The sequence below is a fragment of the Planctomycetaceae bacterium genome, assembly GCA_041398825.1.
In the GTDB taxonomy this organism is placed as follows: domain Bacteria; phylum Planctomycetota; class Planctomycetia; order Planctomycetales; family Planctomycetaceae; genus F1-80-MAGs062.
In genome coordinates, this window is the sequence record JAWKTX010000003.1 from 544,678 (window position 1) to 565,985 (window position 21,308).

10 protein-coding genes are annotated in these 21,308 nt (G+C 54.0%); 6 read left to right on the forward strand and 4 right to left on the reverse strand.

Annotation, left to right across the window (positions count from 1 at the left end):
* Nucleotides 1-169 precede the first annotated feature (169 nt).
* Nucleotides 170-1,708 carry an efflux RND transporter periplasmic adaptor subunit gene (locus R3C20_08365; protein ID MEZ6040505.1) on the forward strand — a complete coding sequence of 513 codons (1,539 nt, stop codon included), beginning with the start codon at nt 170-172 and terminating at the stop codon, nt 1,706-1,708.
* Nucleotides 1,709-1,892: 184 nt separating this feature from the next.
* Here the strand turns inward: R3C20_08365 and R3C20_08370 are convergent, their stop codons facing one another.
* Complete coding sequence (locus R3C20_08370) at nt 1,893-2,330, reverse strand: hypothetical protein (protein MEZ6040506.1); 438 nt, start codon at nt 2,328-2,330, stop codon at nt 1,893-1,895.
* Nucleotides 2,331-2,637: 307 nt separating this feature from the next.
* On the opposite strand from R3C20_08370, the gene R3C20_08375 reads away from it, so the two are divergent.
* Complete coding sequence (locus tag R3C20_08375; protein MEZ6040507.1) at nt 2,638-4,134, forward strand: sulfatase-like hydrolase/transferase; 1,497 nt, start codon at nt 2,638-2,640, stop codon at nt 4,132-4,134.
* On the opposite strand, the gene R3C20_08380 is transcribed toward R3C20_08375, so the two are convergent.
* The 3 genes from R3C20_08380 to R3C20_08390 form a co-directional block, all read right to left on the reverse strand.
* A complete protein-coding gene (locus tag R3C20_08380; protein MEZ6040508.1) occupies nt 4,077-4,886 on the reverse strand; it encodes a hypothetical protein in 810 nt (269 codons plus the stop codon). The genes R3C20_08375 and R3C20_08380 overlap by 58 nt on opposite strands.
* A 188-nt stretch (nt 4,887-5,074) precedes the next feature.
* Nucleotides 5,075-6,634, reverse strand: coding sequence for a serine/threonine-protein kinase (locus tag R3C20_08385; GenBank protein MEZ6040509.1), 1,560 nt, complete (start codon nt 6,632-6,634; stop codon nt 5,075-5,077).
* On the reverse strand, nt 6,621-7,226 hold the full coding sequence (locus tag R3C20_08390) for a sigma-70 family RNA polymerase sigma factor (protein MEZ6040510.1): 606 nt from the start codon (nt 7,224-7,226) through the stop codon (nt 6,621-6,623). The genes R3C20_08385 and R3C20_08390 overlap by 14 nt, the downstream gene beginning before the upstream one ends.
* A gap of 156 nt (nt 7,227-7,382) precedes the next feature.
* On the opposite strand from R3C20_08390, the gene R3C20_08395 reads away from it, so the two are divergent.
* From R3C20_08395 to R3C20_08410, 4 genes are all read left to right on the forward strand, one after another.
* Nucleotides 7,383-8,420: a methyltransferase gene (locus tag R3C20_08395; GenBank protein ID MEZ6040511.1), complete on the forward strand. Its 1,038-nt coding sequence runs from the start codon at nt 7,383-7,385 to the stop codon at nt 8,418-8,420.
* 709 nt (nt 8,421-9,129) lie between these two features.
* On the forward strand, nt 9,130-10,665 hold the full coding sequence (locus tag R3C20_08400) for a cytochrome c peroxidase (GenBank protein MEZ6040512.1): 1,536 nt from the start codon (nt 9,130-9,132) through the stop codon (nt 10,663-10,665).
* A gap of 282 nt (nt 10,666-10,947) precedes the next feature.
* Nucleotides 10,948-14,550: a hypothetical protein gene (locus tag R3C20_08405; GenBank protein ID MEZ6040513.1), complete on the forward strand. Its 3,603-nt coding sequence runs from the start codon at nt 10,948-10,950 to the stop codon at nt 14,548-14,550.
* On the forward strand, nt 14,550-21,308 hold a 6,759-nt coding region (locus tag R3C20_08410), incomplete at its 3' end, for a hypothetical protein (protein MEZ6040514.1). The genes R3C20_08405 and R3C20_08410, both read left to right, overlap by 1 nt.

Genomic DNA, 21,308 nt, shown 5'->3' on the forward strand with positions numbered 1-21,308 from the left:
GGGGAATGGGTTGAGTGTTTTGGGCGATCAGGTAGTGACGGAAGTTCGTACTGTGGGATTTGGTGATCTGCTGTCGGTTTTGTCGCCGAACTAAGTACTGAGACGTAGCTCGATTTCGTCATTCAAGACGGTCGCGGGTTACGGGCCACTTAGTCAAAGGAATACTGGAATGGTTGGTTCAAGTCCCGCTCCCTCAGCTGCTCGACTTCCCAAAGGCTACCGGAACGATCGCTATTTCGGACTGATATACGATAGCGTTCCCTCTGGTGCTGATGATCTGACTATCATTCCGGGGATTGCAACGCGCGAAGCAGTCACGTTGAATCGCATGGGGATTTACTTTGTTCCGCAAATTGCCACGTGGCGTCACCATCATGTCGTTGCGTTTGCCGCAGAGTTACAGATTCCGCCCACACAAATCGTCAGCGAACGCTGGGTAGAAAATGCTCAGTCGTTGTGTGCGGAACCTCTTGTTGCTCAGACATCTGCTCCGCCTGCACCGTTTCTGCGAACCCTGGCCATTCTCACGTGTGCCATGATGATTGGGTTGTTCCTGGTGTACTTCATGGGCAACCGAACAGCCACACCATTGCATGGTGTTCTGTCTGCCGACATTACGGCCATTCGGGTGCCAGCCGATTCCAAACTACTGGCCTCTCACGTGAAGGCTGGAGATGAGGTGTTTTCCAGCACGCCGCTTCTGACCCTGGAAAAAGTTTCGCACCAGAAGTTGATTCAGGATCAGCAAAGCAGGGTGCAGCAGTTGCAGAATGAGCTGAGACAGGCGGAAGCCCAGTCGGAGCTCGAACTTGCATGGCGCAGTCGCGAACTCGAGCGCGAATTGTATGACGTCAGAGTTCAGACTCAGATTATTCAGGAAGTGCAAAAACAGTCACGACCATCTGTCCCCACAGCTGCTCTGGAAGAACCTCCGGTCGAACATTCCGGCAGTAACAGGACACGTCTGGCTTCGGTTTCTAGAAGTCGTGATGTGGCACAAAGAGCCGCTATCCCTGCCGGAGGCATTGTGTTCTTCAGCGGAGCGAGTGGTGAATCGACCATGGAGTCGGGACTGTCAGCGGCGTCTGTGGGTCTGCCGCCACGCCCGGTGCCGACACAGGTTGCCCAGGCGAGACCCGTCCAGTTGGCTGAACCGAAGATCGTTTCTGCCGCTTCACCGGCAACGACGGTTGCTTCATCGGCTATGGCCGAAAATCTGGAGGCTCGGATCAATCGCCTGGAGTCACTTCGATCTGTCCTGCCGGAACAGGTTCGGCAGGCGGCGGGCATCGAAAATATGCGAGCACGGTTACAGGACGCCACAGCGCTGCTTGACCAGATGAAGGAAGTCAGTCGTGAGGTCTCCGTCACATCGCCGGGTTACGGAGTTGTCGGTCAGGTACGTTTCAGGGAAGGAGACAACCTTCCTGAAGGTGAAGTCATGCTGAAGATCCTGCACACGGACCGTCGTTACGTGGTCGTTTACGTACCGACTCGCCGCGTGAACGAATTGCAGCCAGGGTCAGAAGTCAAACTGAGTTTCCCCGGCGGGCAGCAATTCCGAGGACAGGTCACAGACTTGCCGATGCTTGCAGAATCCTTGACTCCTGCCGGCGAATCGCTGGTCGCAGTTCGGATCGACCCGGTCGGTCGTCTCTGGCCCCATGTTCCTATTGGCTCCCAGGTTGATGTGGCCGCAGTGAATTAACGACGCCAGTCGTCTTCGCTGCTCGTCCCGGATTGGATGCGAAAAAGCGTCTATGCACGAGAGTAAATCTGTTTTGTTCGGCCTCTGTCGACCAGCCCGGCGCAGAAGCGTGCTCGCAGATCACTGACGCATCATTTTGTTAGCAGAGACGAATCTGCTGTCGAAGGGGCTGGCCTTCAAGTCATCATGGCATCGGTCCTGTTGATTCGTGGATTCTGTCGATTTGTGCAATCTGGTCGATAGAAAACGGCCCGAACGATTGCAGGGTTCCCGTGTCATCGGCGGTGATCAATACCAGTTGCCCCCGGGTGCTTTGTCGATTGTCAGGGTAACCAGTGAAAGTGCCGCCGTCGTTCAGGGTCACGACCATTTCATTGGTTTCGTTGACTCCCGGCAAGTCCGGATGAACAATGGCGGGAAATCTTTCCCACGCCCAGGTCCACAGTGTTGCCTTTGTGTCGACTTTGCCCGCAATGTCCAGCCATTCGAGTTCGGCTTTTCGAAGCTGGGCCATGGACGCCGCCTGACACCAGGGCCGCAGGACTTCTTCAATCCAGTGTCGTCGGGAAGCGGCAAGTTCATCAAAAGTACGGCCACCGTTTTTGTTGGTGCTTTGGGTCATTGGAATGTTGTTTAGGTTCTGAGGTTGGTGAGCCAATTTCTGCCATTTTATTCGGCAGGACCACTCGGATATTCGTGGTTTTCAGTCGCCGGATCGTATCGCAGTCTTCAGAAAACCGAATCGAATATTCGCTGCTGTTCTGCAAAAGATCAGCATCTTCTGTCGGCTGATCCTGAACGCAATCCACCTCTTGTTCCACTGGCTCGCGGCAAAGATCGCGGACGTTTTCTGATCCGAAAGGCAGCCTGTATAGTCCGCCTTTGGTCTCGTCGCATCTTCTAATGGTTCGGAACAGGAGTCAGGCTCCATGTATCGCTTCGCCCGTGTTTTCTTCCTTGTCCTGGCCGTGGCTGTACTTGCCTTTGGTCCTGAAGCATCATTTGCCACGTCCCTTGGTGCAACGGAAGCTCAGGCTGCAGCCGGGAGCCGTCCCGACATCCTTTTCCTGTTCGCGGACGATATGTGTTACGAGACTATTGCTTCGTTGAAGATGACAGATATCGACACTCCGAATCTGGATCGACTAATGAAGCAGGGGACGCACTTCAGCCATGCCTACAATATGGGCTCGTGGAGCGGAGCTGTCTGTGTCGCCAGTCGGACGATGCTGATTACGGGGCGATCGGTGTGGGATGCCAACCGAATTTATCAGACAACAGACAATGAACGAAAAGATGAAGTGCTCTGGCCCCAGTTAATGAAGCAAGCCGGTTATCAAACCTATATGACCGGAAAGTGGCATATCCGGACGGATGCCGGCAAAGTGTTTGACGTCGCAAAGGACGTGCGCGGCGGCATGCCCAGAGATACGCCGCAGGGTTATAGCCGTCCGATCGATGGAAAGCCTGATCCATGGAGCCCCAGCGATCCCGCGTTTGGTGGCTTCTGGGAAGGTGGCAAACACTGGAGCGAAGTGGTCGCTGACAACGCAAACGAATTCCTCGATCAGGCCGTCAAAAGCGAAAATCCGTTTTTCATGTATATCGCTTTCAACGCGCCGCATGATCCACGACAGTCACCGCAGGAGTTTGTTGATCGCTATCCGGTCAGTCGTATTCAGTTGCCCGTTAATTTCTTAAAAGAGTATCCACACAAAGATCAGATTGGGTGTTCGGCATCCCTGCGAGATGAGAAGCTGGGGCCGTTTCCCCGGACAGAACACGCCGTGAAAGTTCACCGCGGTGAGTATTACGCATTGATCACGCATCTGGATATTCAGATTGGTCGTATTCTGGACAAGCTGGAAGCCAGCGGCCGAGCCGAAAACACGTGGATTTTTTTTACTGCGGATCACGGTCTGGCAGTTGGCCATCACGGTCTGTTTGGAAAGCAGAATCTGTACGATCACAGCGTACGCGTCCCGTTTATTATTAATGGTCCGGGTGTGCCGAATGATCATCACATCGACGCGCCGATTTACCTGCAGGATGTGATGGCTACGTCACTGGATCTTGCGGGGGCGAGCAAACCGGATCACGTCTTTTTTAAGAGTCTGCTTCCATTTCTGCGCGGGGAACAGTTGGAATCCAACTACCCGGAAGTTTACGGCGCCTATCTGGAACTACAGCGGTCAATCACCGCAGATGGTTTCAAGCTGATTGCGTATCCGAAGGCGGGGGTGCTGCGATTGTATGACATGAAGAATGACCCTGCAGAAATGAAGGACCTGGCGACACAACCTGCTCAACAGGAACGTATCGAACAAATGTTTCATCGCCTGCAGGATCTGCAAAAGAGCCTGGGAGATCACCTGAGCCTTGCAGGTTTGCTGGGGTCTTCTTTGAAAGGGAACAAACCGGATTGAAGTGGACGACTGGCAGGTGTGGACCAGGGGCCGTGATCAGGAACCGTATTGTCGGACGGAGCAGTTGGATAGCTGTCTGGAAATCCCAGGCCGTTGGCTTCATTGACGATCGTTTGTAGTCGAAGAGTGATAATGTCGTCCTGAGCGTTTTTTCGTTTCTCCAGCTGGTCACGCAGCATTGCAACTCGTTCTTCAACCTGGGCAAGCTCTTTTTCGCGTTGCTGCAGGTCTCTTTCAAACTGCTCCGTTAACTTCGTGCGGACGGATGCAATGGCTACCGCATTCTTTTCCTCATCTGTCTCGTTCTTCAGTGTGCTGATCGCCTTCTGCAGTTCCAAAAGCGAATCCAGTTCCTCCTTCGGAACGGGTTCGTAAACAGTTTCTATAATTGTTCGTCGGACTTGACGCGCACGCATGGTTTGAGGTACTGGTTGTGTTTCAGCCACTGCCGCCCCGAATGGATCCGTGCTCTTCGGTTGAGGGAAACTTTCATTTGGGTTTGGGAAGAGGCGGGGAGCATTCGGTTGGAATTCGCCTGGACCGGCCTGAATACCCGGTGAAGACGTCGAGAGTTTGCCGGAATCAGGCGGCAGAAATCCTGAACGAGGCGCGAGTTCTCGATCAGCAGGCTGACCTTGCACGATTTTGTCGGTCGAAATAGTGGGGGGCAGTTCCTGAGTCGACGCTGATCTTGCCAGGAATCCTGCACCGCAAAAAATGGCCGTCCATAGGAAATAAGTAGTTCGACGCATCAAAGTCTCCTGACTGAAGTACGAAAAGTGGTCTGCGAAGGGCTGTGGATATCGGGGTGGCAACTGTTGTCTGAAGCTGGCAGCCTGTTGAAATCGGGACTGGTTCCAGCAGGAAACCTTAAAACACGATGGTTTCCAGTCGTCCTGCGTGCCTGTCCCGGTTTTTCAACGGACAGCTTGTGACTGGATCATCCTGCTCCAGGTATGAGTTCGTTCACAATTGACTTCAGCTGATGAATTTCCTCATCCCATTTCAAGGTTTCAACGGCGTGCCCGTAGTCGGATTCGACGGCGGGTGGTTGCTTCGATTCTATTTCTTCCAGCAACAGTTTTGTTTCGTGAAGGTCCGCTTCAAACGTATCCGGGGGCAGCCTGAGGATCGACATTCTGGATGCTGGCCTGTTGGTTGCGTCTGAAGGTGACTCTGCCGCAATTTCGTTCCTCGCCAGAAGATCTCCTGGCTGGTCGCCTTTCGGTTGTTGCTCGACCGGCCAGAATCCGGCACTTGTCCACATCCAGGCGGTCAGCACCATTGAAATGATGACGCCCCGCCGGAACCGCTTTCTCCATCGAGGCCATCGTCGAGTCCATCGGAGTCTTTTTGATCGACGTCCCTGCTGAATGTCAGAAAGAACGGTTTCGATCTGGTGCTCTGCCTGAACGGCATCGCGAAATCGCTCGGTCCGATCTTTCGACAGCAGACGATCAATCAGGTCTGCCAATTCTGGTGGTACATCTGCGTTGATCTCTTCAACCGGACGATGCTGGTCGTTGCAGATTCGATTCAGTATCGCCAGTGCATGTTCAGCCCGAAATGGTGGTCGTCCCGTGCACATGAAATAGATACAGCTGCCCAGACTGAACAGGTCGGATCGATGATCGACCAAATCACCTTTGGCCTGTTCGGGAGACATGTAATGGGGCGTACCGGCGACGACGCCCGTGCGTGTGAGCGTTGCGTCATCAACAGTGCGAGCCAGTCCGAAGTCTGAAATCAGAACGCGGTCAACGGAATCTTCCAGCAGAATATTGGCAGGTTTTACGTCTCGATGGACGACACCCTGAGCGTGAGCCGCTGCAAGCCCGGCCGCGACCTGTCGTGCAATTCGGAGCACCTCTTTTGCCTCCAGCGGTCCCCGTTCGTCAACGCGGGCCTGCAGCGACTGGCCAGGCACGTATTGCATCACAAGGTACGGTGTGTCACTGTCGGTCAGGACATCATGAATCGGGATTACATGTTCGTGAACAACTGCCGCCGCCGACTGTGCCTCGCGGGCGAAGCGACGTCGTGCTGCTCCATTGTGGGCAAGGTGCGGCTTCAACACTTTGATGGCGACCACGCGATGAAGTTCGCTGTCAAAGCCTTTCAGGACAACTCCCATTCCTCCTGAACCAATAACACGCTCGACCTCATATCGTCCAATTCTTCCAAGCATCTCCGGGTGACCTGGAGGCGAAAGAAAGTCGAGCGCCACGGGTTCGCATTCTGCTCCAAAATCGTCAGTCGAGCTGCCTTCGATACACAGGATAATGGATGACGACGCGGGATCGGAAGAATACGGAAGAGTTTCGTCAATGGCCTGAAGCGTTTCCCGCACCTCTGTCAGCAACTCGTGATCGCCCGCGACTTCCAGTAATCGCCGCTGACATTGAACACATGTTTCCACGTGGCCTGCCATTGAACGAACTTCGACGCTGTCTTCATCGTCAGCCATCAGCACATGCAGGTCAATGTCACGACATCGCATCATTGTCCTCCCACTTCCGAACTTCGTCCCGGAGTTTGCAGAGCACTCGGCTGCGAGCAATATAAACGGCGCCGGTCGTCATCTTCAGTTCTTCTGCCACGGTTTCCGGATCGATCTGGTCGACAGCCGTCATCCAGAATGCGCGCCATGTGGAATCTTTGACATTCTGTTGCACACGTTGAGCTGCCCATCGGAAAAGTTCTCTGCGATGCTCGAGTCTGAGTTGCGACTCCTGAGTGCCTGATGAATCCGGAAATCTGTCAAAACCTGTTTCGGTGTCCAGCTGCCTTCGAGCGGACTGGCCTTTGAGACGCGTCAGGACGTCCAGCAACTGGTTACGTGCGATTCTGAAGAGCCAGGTTCGAAACTTTGCCTGTTGTCGATCGGGGCGCCATTTTCCAACGGCGCGGGCAACCGAAACCATCACCTCCTGCACCAGTTCGCGCGCGTCTGCATCCTGCAGGCCGCCCCGAATGGCGAACCGATAAACGAAAGGTTCGTAGATGGATACAAATTCGCGCCAGGCTTCGCCATCATCCGCAGATGGCAGTCGCAGAATCAGACTGGCTCGAGTTTCTGGTACACGCGGCATTAAAGTGTCTCCTGCGTTCTTACACACGATGGCCTGCCGCAGATCTTTCACTTGTTCTTGCGAAAAATCCGGATTCGTGCGATCGGCACGCCTTCACGCGAAATAGCGGCATATCAACATCAGTCTCGCTTCCCTGAATCCATTCAGAAATCCACCATGCACCGGCTAAGCTCACCCTCCAGTGATCCGACTTTTATTTTTGAACTTTATCGAGGCAGCTACGGTTCGGAACTTCTGAACGCTGCAGTCTCGCATTTTGGCGTGTTCAGACTTCTGGCTCAGAAGCCTCTGAATTTCGAAGATCTTCGCCAGGCATTGAAGCTGGAACAGCGACCAGCCATTGTACTGATAACCGCTCTTCGAGCGATGCAGTTGCTCCAAACGAATGCCTCAGGCCAATTTGAACTGACAATAGCTGCTGCCGAACATCTGGTGGATGGTGGGGAGTTCGATGTTGGCAATTATCTGGGACTATCCGCAACGTCGCCTGGTGTGCTGGAAATTGTGGAAAGACTTCGCACGAACAGGCCAGCCGGACTGGATGGCGGTGGAGCGGCGTTTATTTATCGGGACGGTATGAAATCGGCCATGGAACAACGCAATCTGGCGGAACATTTTACACTTGCACTTTCCGGGCGTGCGAAGAATGTCGCCCCCGTGCTTGCGGATCGGATTTCAATGCAGGGAGCAAAAACACTGCTGGATGTGGGTGCGGGAACAGGTATCTACAGCATCGCTTTCCTGAGGGCGAATCCTTCTTTGACTGCAATTGCACTGGACCGCCCGGAAGTTCTGAAGACAGCACTCCAGTTTGCCACCGAATACGGCGTTCACGAACGATTGCAAATGTGCGCGGCGGATATGTTTGTCGATCCATTCCCGTCCGCTGATGTGATTCTTCTTTCGAACATCCTGCATGACTGGGACATTCCTGATTGTCGTGCTCTGATCAACAGATGCGCAGCTGCACTGAATCCCGGAGGAAAGCTCATTATTCATGATGTGCTGTTAAACGACGATCTGGACGGCCCGCTGTCGATTGCTTTGTATTCCGCCAGCCTGTTCAGTTTTACGGAAGGACGCGCATACAGTCTGGCAGAATACAAGGGATGGCTTTCGGAAGCCGGACTGATACCTGAGCCTCCTGTCGAGACATTGGTTCACTGTTTCGCAATTCCAGCGACTCGGAATTGAGTTAAGTTCTCCCGCGACGTCTTCGTGGTTGAGTAGCCTGTTGCAAACCGGGACTGGCTCGAGCAGGAGACCTTTACAATCGATGGATGCGGTTTTCTGCTCGTAGCTTTCTCTGGCAGATGCGAGTCTCTTTCCGGGATGCTGTTTCATCGGCTTCCAACGGATTGATAAACCAGCGGATTGATAAGTAGACTTCGCAGACCGCAAGCGACACAATTTCTTTATGACACCATCCACCCTATTGACATCTGGCGTTTCAGCACATTTCGTCCTCTGGATGACTCTGTCGATGATTCTGCAGAGTCCCGCGGCAGGCTTTGAGGGTACGCATCCACGTGTTACTTCGGTTGACGTGTCGATTCCTACTCGACGACTGCCGATTGGGATCGAATGGTTCCGCGGCCATGCTGTGGTAGCTAACTCGAGTTCCGGTTCCATAAGTCTGTTGGCCAGGGAGTCGAACGATGGGACTGTCGAGCCAGTCTTTCGTATCGCAGCTGAATGGAAGATTGCTTCCAGCCTGAGCGATCTTGCTGTTGTGGGTGACCACATGCTGGTTCTAGATGATGTTCGTCATGAAGTCCTGTTGGCTTCTTTTGGTACATCGTCGGATTCGAACAATTTGAAATTAACCGAAATCCAATCGTGGATCAGGGTGTCGGCTAAGCCTGTTGCGATAGAAGTGTCAAGTGATACCAGGACTATCGCAGTGTCCTCTCTGTGGGCTCGGGAAGTGACGCTGGCATCGATCACTGGTGACGGGGAAGCTGAGAACGTTCGACAAATTGAAATGCCGTTTGCGCCCCGGGAATTGTTGTTCCTGAACGATCAAACCCTGATTGTCGCGGATGCATTTGGCGGCATGCTGGCTGTTGTCGATACCCGTTCGGGTGCGATTGTCAAACAGAAGACAATTAATGCACACAATATTCGCGGGCTTTGTCTGAGTCACGATGGCAGGGTTCTGCATGTATGCCATCAGACTCTGAATGGCGAGGCGTTTACCACCTTCGAGCAGGTGTTCTGGGGAGTCCTGATGCAAAACGGATTACAGTCGATTCCCATGACGTCTCTTGTTCCGTCAAACCTTACGGTCCGAGCAGAACGGAACGATGATGGGAATGCTGCAAAAGAAGATGCTGAAAGGATGGAACAGGAAGCGCGATCGCTGGAAAGAGTTTCGATTGGAGGTTCTCAGAGCGGCACTCCAACGACCTACCCACTGGGAAGTCCTTCGATGGGGGCTGGTGACCCGGGGAAAATGGTCGTGACAAAAAGTGATACGACAATGATTTTGCTGTCGGGCGTCAATGCGATGGCATTTCGCATGGCAAGCCATTTGCCCTTCTCGCGCTTAAAAGTCGGGACCTGTCCCACAGATGTCTGCACTGATTCTGCTGAGGAACTCGCTCTTGTTGTGAACAGGTTTGCCGATACGGTTTCTGTTATATCGCTGCAGGGGCCGGAGCCCAAAGTCGTTCAGACGCTTACTCTTGGTGTGATGCGTCCGATCACGGCAGCGGAACGAGGGCAACAACTATTCTATGATGCGTCGTTGTCGCTGGATGGGTGGTATAGTTGCCATTCATGTCACACTGACGGACATACCAACGGTTTATTGTCGGATACAGTAGGCGACGAAGGGCAGGGGGCTCCTAAGCTGGTGTTATCTTTGCTGGGCGCCGGTGATACCGGGCCGTGGGCATGGCTGGGAACCAAATCTACTCTGGAATCTCAGATCGAATCCTCTCTGATTGTGTCGATGCAATCACAACTGGACACTGATGACTTGCCGGTCCATGACCTGGCCGAGTTTGTCAGGACGCTCGAACCCGCACCATCTGTCTTTGCGGCCAGACACAGCGACGTTGTTCGGACGGAAAAGGATCCTCACCGTCAGGGAAACATCAAACGATCCCGGCAACTTTTCGAAACTCTGGGTTGTGCCGATTGTCACGCCGATGATCGTCTGACCAGCGGGCACACATTTGACGTTGGTATTCAGGATGAGACCGGGCACAGCGAGTTCAACCCCCCGTCGCTTCGCGGTATCAGCCAGAGGAACCGTTTCTTCCACGACGGGCGAGCGACTTCGCTGGCCGATGTGCTTCGCTCCGGGCATCCGGGAAAGTGGCGTGATCCATCGGAATCAAAGGGATCACCCGGTGCCGCCGCTGACCAATTGTCCGGCTCCCTTACAGCAGAACAGATTTCGCTGGTACTTGATCTGCTGAATCGGCTTTAGTGAATTGATTCCTTGCGGCATCTGCAGGCAGATTCCCTCAGAGTCCCGTCTGTGTTCGATGCGACGAACGCAGCTATAGGCGACGAAGACAGGCATTGGCGATGAAACGGGGCCATTTGCGACCAAACACACGAATTCTCTGAACGATTCTCTGCTTACGGTTGCTCTAAGAACACTGCTTTTCGGGTCAGGGACGGCCTATTCTTCGCAATTTGGCAGCCTTGACGTAGACTGCAGGTGATGAGATCTGTCCGTTTGACCATGCAAAATCGAAGGTGACCTATGTCACGCTTGCTCAGTATCGTTCTGCTTCTGCAGTTTTGGATTCTCTTCTGTCCCCCGCTGACTGTGGCTCAGGAGTCCGATGCCCCTGAGGAACTGAACAGCCCCGAGACTTCTGAGCCTGATCCGGGCGACAAATCTCCAGCGGCCGCAGAATCCGCACTCGCGGAAAAATGGGATCGACTCATTTATGTCCCTTTTCGTGAATTGCAGAAGGTATTTGACAATCAGGATGCGTCGGTCGTCATTCCCTACCGGGAATATATGGACCTGATACAGAAGTACCTGGATGCTCAGGACAGAAAGAACGGCTGGTCTCCCGATGCGGTCGTGACATCGTCAACCTACACGGCGGTCGTCGACAGAGATGTCGTTCGGATTCGAGCGGAATTGCAACTGAAGGTCATGAAGGACGGATGGGTACGAGTTCCTCTGGCGTTTGGTTCAGCAGCGACAGGGAAGGTCCTCCCGGCGGATGGTTCAGTGTTGCTGAAGGGGACAGGTGAGGGTCAGTACGAATTATTGGTACGTGGTGCAGGCGACAAGAAGGTTGAGATCGAGTTGTTGGCTAGTGTGCGGACGTCGCCCGAAAGCAAATCGTTTTCACTGAAATGTCTGCCGACCGGCATCAGTGAGTTGCTTTTTACTGTACCGGAGGCTGATCAGTCAGTAACCATCACACCCTTGCAGGTCCTTCTGCCATTCGATTCGTCCTCTGAAAAGAACGCGGGCGAGGAGACAACGGTCAAGGCAAGTCTGGGTTCGGTTGCTCAATTCGAAGTGCAGTGGAATCCGCGCGCCGGTACAAAGCCGGTTATGGATCTGTTGGCAAGTGCATCCACCGTCTCGACGGTCCGAATTGAAACGGGTCTCATCCAGACGACATCAAAGATCGATTACGAGGTGCTGCGTGGTGAACTTCGCGATGTTGGTGTGCTCGCCCCTCTGGATGCCCGCATTATCGACGTTGTTTCGTCAAGCGGCCGGATCCGATCATGGAACGTCACGTCTGTCGGTGAGACCCATCAATTAATTTCGATGGAATTGATTTCCCCGATTACCGATCGGTTTCAGGTAGAAGTACAATCCGAACGCACACCCACCAGCGACACTATTCAGATTGTCGGTAAGGCTGATGACGGGAAGCTTCAGGGCATCCATGCGGACGCTGTTGTTCGCGAATCCGGTCGAATACTTGTCAGTACGGACTCATCCCTGACGACTGTTGTAAAATTGCAGTCTGGCATGAAACGCGTTGATGCCGGGGCAGCAGGAAAGTCAGGTTCGTCAGTCGGTTCAGAATTGCAGCAGGCGTGGGAGTTCAGCGGGACCACGGGGAAGCTGGTTCTGCAGCTGAAACCCGTGGAACCGCGAATCCTGGTCGACCAGACGTCGAGGCTCATCTTTGATGACGACGAACTCCGGCTTTCGTCAAAGCTGGATTACACAGTCGAACGAGCGGGAGTCTTTCAGCTTCAGCTGAAGTTTCCGGATTCACTGAATATCGACACAGTTCGCGCGGACGGAATGAGCGAATTCAATGTCGATAAGGCTGCGGGTCAGCTGACGCTTTCACTGACTCAGAAACGAATGGGTGCCATCACCGTCGAAATTACAGGGCATCAGTCATTCAACGCGACAGAAGAAAATGTCGAATCGGAATTACCGACGATTACACCGGTCGACACAGAACGCGAGACTGGCCGCATTCTTGTCTACGCGCCACAGTTTGTGGATGTCACGACCGTGGAAGAAAAACTGGTTGGTGTCTTTCCATTCAAGTCTGAAGATGCGGAAACAGTCGGTCGTGCGGTCCGTGTTTCCTCCTGGAATTATACTCGACGGCCGGTTGCTGTCTTTGTTCGAACGACACCTCGCCCCGCACAATTGTCCGCAACGGTCGCCACAACTGTTCGAGTGGAACCGGAGATGACGCGGCAAAACAGTATCATCACATTCAACATCCAGAATGCTGGTATTGATACATTCAAAGTCGCTGTCCCGGAACTCGTTGCCGGTGATGTAAGATTTCGGACCGTCAGTCGCGAACACGTGATTCAGCAGCGAAATCGCGCTGAGCAATCAGTAGATGGCTGGGTGACATGGACGCTTGTCCTTCAGAATGAGACAACCGGAGACGTTCGAATTGGCGTTGACTGGGACAATCGTTCTGCGGACGGTGAAGAGAATGGCGACACCACGCCCGTACAGAATGAAAACAGCCCGGCTTCGTTTCGTACGATCCCGGTGGAACCGCCACGTGTGCTGCCGCCGTTTGCAGCCGATCAGAATGAGCGACGTCGAGTTACTTTAACGCAGGTTCGCGGCGAAATTCGTTTGCTAAGACATGAGTCCCTGTCGATTGAGGCAGACAGTCAGGGGGACGCGGTAGAAGCCATCGATGTGCGAGAACTGGAGTTGATGGATGCTGACGGCTATCTGGCCTATCGATATTTCAGTCAGCCTGCGTCCGTAGCTATTCGTGTCCGAAAACACGAAATCCATGAAGTCGTTGAGACCGTCGTTCAGCGATCTTTGATAGAAGTTGTAACGGAGAAACAGGCGATGGCGTCCTATCGATGCCGTTACCGGATTGTGACCAGCGAACGGCAGCGACTACGGATCGATCTTCGTGAAGACTGTGACCTGCAGGCGCCGACAATTAATGGTCAGAGAACGACGGTTGAACGCGCAACGGATGTTCAGTCTGCCGAAGGCAATGAGGCGTATTACGTCAACATCAGTCGTGATGATAACTCTGGCGAACCATTTCTGCTCACGATTCAGTTTCGATGTCCTCTGGATGGGGTCCCCTACCAGAAACGTGGAAGTGTTCTGCCGCTGATGCTTCCTGTAATCGGTCAGGATGATGGTTCGACCGTGATTCAGCAGAGCATACTGGCCGTGTGGGCTCCAAAGGATATTTCGTTTATCGGTGACCCCGATCGGTGGAACCAGTTTGGCAGGTCGAAGGTTTCGTGGTTCCGCCCGTTTGATTCTCCAACATCCGAATCGTCAACGTCTGGTTTGAACGAATGGTTGGACGATCAGTTCAATGGTTCGGCGGAGTTTGCACGTCAGGGAAACGTGAGTCTGTATCAATCCGTCGGGCGTCAGTCAGAAGTCGTTTTAACCTGGTGGAATCGTCCGTTTCTGTTTCTGGTTATCAGCGGGACAGTCATTCTCGCCGCGCTGATTCTGCGCCGCACACCATGGGAAAACCGAATCACCATGTTGCTGCTGGCCTCCTTCCTTGTTTCTGTCTGGTGGTTGAAAGATGGCTACGCAGCTTTGCAGTTTCTGACTGCTGCGTGGCCAGGCGTTTGTATTGGCGGTGCGATCTGGTTTGTCAATTTGCTGCTTGGGTCTGGTGGAGACGCCCGGACGGGACATTCCTCGCAAACCGGAGATGATGGCGGGGGCGGTCATTCGCAAGCTGTGGTGTCCCCGTCGGCAACATCAGTGCCTGACACACCGGCATCTGGTACACAGGAATCTGCAGTGGCACCGAAGTTAGATGCAACATTCACTGCAACTCCTGTGGTGTCGCCAGCCCCTGAAGTGGTTGATGCGATGAATAAACTGATGGGAGGGTCAAAATAATGACAAACGGTGCCTCTCACATTCGGTTGATTCAAAAAGAACTTTGCTGGTCCGGATGGCTGACCGGCTTCCTCTTGTTCATCTGCACGTTGCCAGCATTTCTGCCATGTTGCATGGCACAGGACGCAACGACCGGGACACTGCCGCTTCAGAATGAACGTTTTATTCCTGCGGATCAGCTGGATGTACTGTTCGAGCGGGATGGAGGCGGTGTTCTGATGCCGCGTTCGCAGTTTCGAGAGCTGCTTGCCAGGGCGAAAGCAAACGCAGCCGCGGATAATCAAAAGCCTCCCGGCATGATTATCGACCAGATTCAAGTCAAAGTAACGCCTCAGGATCAGCATGCTGTTGTGATCATGGACGCGATCGTTCGGCAATTTGTGGATGAATGGCAGGTGGTCAGCCTGCCGATTGGGAATCTGCTCGTCGAAAAATTTACGCAGGGTGACGCCCCCGTGGCCGAGGGCTCGGAGTCGGATGCTTTGGAGCAGCGGAAAGTGATTGTTGCCTCGCGAGATCCCCGGGACAATGGCCGCCTGTTACTTGCGGGTTCGAATTCCGGTGAATTCAGGATCCAGATCACGATGTCGACCCCGCTGGTGCGAAGCGGTAGTGATCGTTCGACGGCCTTTCGTTTGCCGCAGTTGCCTTCGACCATTCTGGCGGTTGATTGTCCGGAGGGGCAGCACATTCTGGTCAACAATCAGGAACTGGAACGACCATCCGGCGATTCTGGCAACGTGACCTATCGTGTGCCTGCTGGTGGTGCAGACGATGTTCGGATTCAGTGGACAACCCGGAAACGGCAGAGCGAATCGCAAACTCTGCTGTTTGTTCACACAGATGGATTCCTGCAGATTCAGAAGGAAGCGATTCGCTGGCGATCGGAATCTCTTGTCAGCATCTTCGGCGGCAGCATCAATGAGCTCTCCGTGAGAGTTCCATCGCGCTTGGAAGTCACCGGTGTCGAGTCGGCTGGATTAGAATCATGGCGTCTTGAAGATGATGTTGACCAGCCCGGGATGACTCGACTTGTTCTCTCCTGGCGTCAACCATTTTCAAAGGATCGCATCATCCAGATTCATGGGGTTGCACCGGTGACCGCTGAAAAGAGTCAGGCAGTTCCAACGCTGGAATTCCTGAATGTGAATTCCCACGCCGGGCGTCTGGCGGTTTCGCATGAAGGTGGATTAAGACTGACAGCTGAAACGGGTGCGGGAATTCGTACCACAGCGACAGAACATGGCTCGCAGGATTCGGGTTCCATCTCTGTTTTTGATTTCTGGATTCAGAACTTCGACCTGAGCGTGGCAATTAAGCCCAGAGATCGTGAATTGTTTGCTGAATCTGTCTCGGATCTCAGTATTCAGGATCGCATTCTGTCGTATTCCACGGTGATGACTCTGGAAACGCTGAATGCCCCTTTGTTTGATGTTCGCCTGACCCTCCCTGCCGACTGGGAACTCGCATCGCTCCGAATTGCTGATCAACCTGCGGACTGGCGTGTTGGAGAAACTGATAACCGAGTTGTGGTCTCATTGCCTGAAACTGTGGAAGCGGGCGGCTTGACGGAAATTACGGCCACGCTGACTCGATCCATTGATGATCCCGCAACGGAGCAGAAAGTCGAACTGCCGGTTGTGGTCGCCTCGGACGCAACACTGGCAGGCGGTACATACGTTGTGAACTTTGCGAACGATCTGGCTGTGGCTCCGCTTCGCCTGACAGGGCTGGAACCCGCTTCGGGATCAGCCGAATCACTCAGCTTCCGGAACGTCGGAACTGAGATTGCGGGCGAACTCACGATTATTCGTCGCGCGTCACAACTGACATCTCGTTCTGTCCTTCGCACCTGGGCAACTGCTCGTGAGTTGGCGATTGACGCTCAAATTTCTGTGGACGTCATGAATGGAACGGTGCAGACGCTGACGGTTCGGGTGCCGGAATCGTTTGGAGACCGCGTTCATTTTCAGGTGACCGGAACAGGCCCGATTCCGGGGTATGAGTCAGTACCGTTCGTGCATGACGTCAATCTGGAGGAGCAGACTCCTCTGGATGTTGCTGAAGGCATGCGTCCTTTTCTTCTGAAACTAAGCCAGCGGTTCTCCGGATCGATTTCATTGCTGGCCACGGTCCGTCAGGCTCGGGAACTCAACACATCGATTCCCGCGCCGACCATTCGCGTGGACAACGCTGTGCGGCAGCACGGCGTGCTGGTATTTGAAGCTTACCCGGAGCAGCAATTGAAGGTGGCCTCGGATGTTTCAACGATTAACGGGCTGTTTGCGGCGGATGCAGGACTGGCAGGGGATCCTGCACCCGGGACGAATCGTCGCGTGGCTTTGACGTATCGTTTTGTGAAGCCTGGCTACTCATTTTCAGTGGACGAAATCCGGTTCGACACGGAATCGGTGCCATCAGCGGTCATCACAGAAGTCAGGAATACCTGCCTGTTGAATGATTCGGAGACTGTCCAGCGTTCCTGTCTCGCTCAGTTCCAGTCCAGCGGTGTGCAAACGGTCCGATTCCGTTTGCCGCAATCCGGGCAATCCTACTTGTGGTCAGCGATGCTGGATGGTGAGCCAATCGAAGTCCGGCACGAGGATGCAACGGATCAGGACAGCAACGAGGGGGAGTCAACGCGAACGGCACAGTATCTTGTCGCTGTTCCATCCAGCGTGCGTGGGCAGGACGGCATCAGTCGGTTTTCGTTGAATCTGGTTTTCGAAACGGTTAACAGGACGTCGGGATTGCCGGGGCAGTTTGAACAGGATTCGGTGACATTTTCGATCGACGTGGGCAATTCGCAGTCTGCCGACATTGATGTGCTGGAGCAGACCTGGAATGTTCATTATCCGCAATCTTCTCTGCTGGTTGACAGTGCCGGGCTTGTCTCGCCGACGAACGGGACCGATCAACCAGGATGGTTTCAGAACATGATGAACATTGAGTTTCCATCCCGGGATATTGTCGTGCGTCGCGGTGTTTCTTTGGCGGTCGTTTGCCTGAGCCTCTTTGTCGTCACGGTGCTTGTGTGGCAAAGGCGATATTTGCTGGTCAGCCTCGGTGGAATTTTGCTCGTCTTCTGGTTGCTGATGCCTGTTGGCCTTCGACAGGTTGCAAGCGTCGATCAACTTGCGCCGGGAGTCGGAGGCTACGAAGATTTTTCAACTGCTGATATTCCACTTCCGCCGCCTTCTGATGTCGAAATGTCCAACGCGTACGGCGGTATGGGCGGTATGGGCGGTATGGGCGGTATGGGCGGAGGCGGATTCGGAGGCGGAGGCGGAGGCGGAGGTATGGGGGGGCCTGGTGCCGGCGGCTTTGCAGGCAGTCCCGGTAGCATTGGTTTTGATGCGGACGAAGCCGCGAACCGGAACTCATTAACACAACCTTCAGGTCAGCCCCCAGTGCCATTGTCGATGGAGTTTCCTCGTGAGAATGACCGTCCGTCCAGAGCACTGGCGGATGAGCAGAGTTCATCTGATCCGTTCGCCATTTCTCCGGCAATCAATGCTCCCCTCTCTACACTTGAACCGACGACTGGATTGGCCGATGCCCGTGAATCGAAGGTCAGGAAACGTGGAACCGCGCGGTTATCAGTGCAGGTTGGGCTTCAGGTCCCCGACGATTTTCAGCAACGTGAATTCCGGACGGTAGGAGACGCTGCCTCCACGCGACCAATGCTCAGTGTCGTTGTGCAAAGTGAACAGCAGATTGCCGCCATACGATTCGTGTCAGCAATGCTTGTTCTCTGCCTGATATGGTGGGTTCGAAATTCGACGCGTTCACGCCGACTGACATGTGTCGTCGTGTTGTTGCTGGGTTGCGCTGGCGCTGTCCCCGTTGTTGCAAATCAATGGCAGTGTGTACTCGACGGAGGCATTATTGGTTCGATGATCGGAATTCTGGTCTGGATTGGACGTTCGTGTGGCCGTCGGATCCCCCGTTTGTTGTCATCGAATCGTTCATCGGTCGTGCAAACATCTGTTCGAGCCACGCTGATTTTTCTTGCCGTCACGTGGTCGGGAATTGTGGGGCAGAATTCGGGGTGCGGAGTCGCCGCGGCTCAGGAAACAGACGTCTATGATGCCCCGTCTGTTGTCGTTCCGTACGGCGGAGATGAACCGGCGTTGAGAGCGAATAAGGTCTTTATTGAACGTTCGACATTTGAAAAGCTGTTTCGACAGGCTTACCCCGGTCAATTGCCGAACCCCGGGAAATCGCCTTTGAAAGCCGAAGTTATTGCCGCCTTCTATAAAGCAGATGGATTCGAACAGGTGAGCGGCAACCAGTATGTGCTCCATGTTCGCGCTCGCTACGTCGCGTTCCTTCCGTCTGACCAAAGCCAGCAGATTCAATTGCCGCTTGGTGCTGTTGGAATTCGCAAAGCCCTGGTGGATGGTGATTCCGCGGTACTGTTGCCTGGTTCACAGTCTGTCGATGCAGCAGCAGTCCTGGAAACAACCGTCGTTAATAATGAACCCAGTCAGCAGCAGGCTGTACCACAGCAGGCAGTATCGCAGCACCCAGAAAACGCCTCCGCCGGAATGATGTCTGCAGGGGCTTATCTGGTAAATGTTTCCGGCCGCGGGCTCCATGTTATTGATTTGAATTTTGATGTTTCGGCCGAATTAGAGGGCGGTGCTGGGCGGTTAGAGATTCCCTTTCGTCCGGTCGCGACTGGTACGCTGGAATTCGAACTTCCGGGTGATGAAGAAGAACTGGAGCTTCGCGTCAATGGCCGATCGAATTCTTATCGTCGCGACGGAAGAATCGTCATTCTTCCGATTTCGTCGCTTTCACACACACGCATTCAATGGCAGCCTGCTTCCATTCGAAACGCCAGTGACATTGTCGTGCATTCGTCATCCACCTCGGCCCTTATCCTGAGCGACACGGGTTTAAGATGGCTCTCGTCGATCGAGATTTCATGTCGACAAGGGGAACTCCAGGAACTGCAGATCGATATTCCGGCTGGGTATGCCGTGCAATCGATTACCGGGACGGATGTTTCGGGGTGGAGTATCAGCGACGAAGCTGACGCACGCACCGTACAGCTGCAGTTTCAGCGAGCTGTTAATGATAAGACGCAAATTGAGCTGCAGTTGTATTCAAATTTGTCTGTAGGTGATACCCCGGCGCGTATCTCGGTGCCGGTGCCGGTTGTGCGCAGTGCGACCCGTGACCTGGGTGTTGTGACGATGCTTGCCGGGAAACAATTTCAAGTGCGTTCCGATGCGCTTTCAGCGGTGACTCAGTTGAATCCTCAGGACGCGACTCTGCCGGAGATTGCGTTAGCTCAGGAGAAAGAACAGGCTGTGCGCCGACTGCTTGCGTGGCGATTTACACGACAGCCCGCTTCGATCGAAGTTCGTGCCACACGGACTTCTGATGAAATCCGTGTCAACGCGCTGCATGCAATGAGACTGGAGCCGCAACGGCAGCTCTGGTCCAGTCGATTTGAGATTCAGATTACCGGTGCCCCTCGCTCCCGATTCGATGTCGTTGTTCCTTCGGATTTCCTGGCACTGGAAGTTCAGGCGACCGGTCTGGGTGACTGGTTTTTTGACAGCGTCGCCAATAGTGAGGCCGGTGGTGATACGAAACTGCTGACTATTCAGCTACAGCATGCTACGACGGGAAAGGTTCACATTGCCGTACAGGGTCAACAGGATCGATCGGCAGACCAGAGTCAGCTGAATCTGAGTGCTTCGCGAATTCTGCAGGCCACTTCGGCAGCTGCCCAGATGGCTGTTTGGCTTGATGCGGCATCAGAAAATGCCGGAGTCGAATCGGGCGATTGGCAGATACGTGGCTCAGAAGTCCTTGCGGATGATTACCGTAAGCTCATTGCCGCTCCACCATCGGTCAGCTTCTGGACCAACAGAAATTCTCCCGGGCCTGTTGCACTCAAACTACGCCGCGCTGTTCCGGCATTCATCGCAGAATCTGTCACTGTCACAAATGCCACCGATACCTCTGTCGATTACACGATCGCTATGAACTGGCAGATCGCTCGCGCGGCGGCGGACAGTTTTGTTGTCGATCTGCCGACGAATGTTGCCGCGGTGATGAGTTTCGATGTCCCGAATCAGCGACGACTAACTCGGCAGGATCGTGGTGATGGCACAACTCGCATTGTTATTCGACTCCAGCAACCTGTCAGTGACAGGCTGTTTGTACTGGCAACCGGCAGTCTTCCGATTCCGGATGATGGCCGACTTAGTGTCACGTCGCCCGTTTTTGTTGCTTCGCCTGAAACTGCTGAAAATGGTTCTTCATCCGCCGTGATTTCCGGCCAGTCGCATTATTGGGTCGTCGTCAATCAATCCCGCGGACTATTGACGCCGGTCGCAGATCATCGTTCCAGCGAAGCTTCCGCATCACAGATCGCGACCTCGATACCAACGGAGCTTCTGCAACAGGCGGTCACGATTCAGAAACTGAGTGATGAAACGCCGGCATGGCAAGTCAGGTTTCCAGCCCAGCATCAGGTGTCTCCGGCAGTTGTCACCCTGGCAACTCACCAGACAGTGATTGCCGATGATGGAAGCTGGCGCAGTCAGCATACATTGACCGTCAGAAATGAATCGCGCCAGTTTTTGCCTGTGGCAATACCGGATGCAGGACGGTTCCTGTTCTGCCTGGTTGACAATATCCCCACGCGGATTGTTGTTCAGAGGAACGATACGATTGTCCGGTATTTGATTCCCGTACCGCAGTCAGGAGTTTCCGGGAAGGCTTTTGATGTCAAA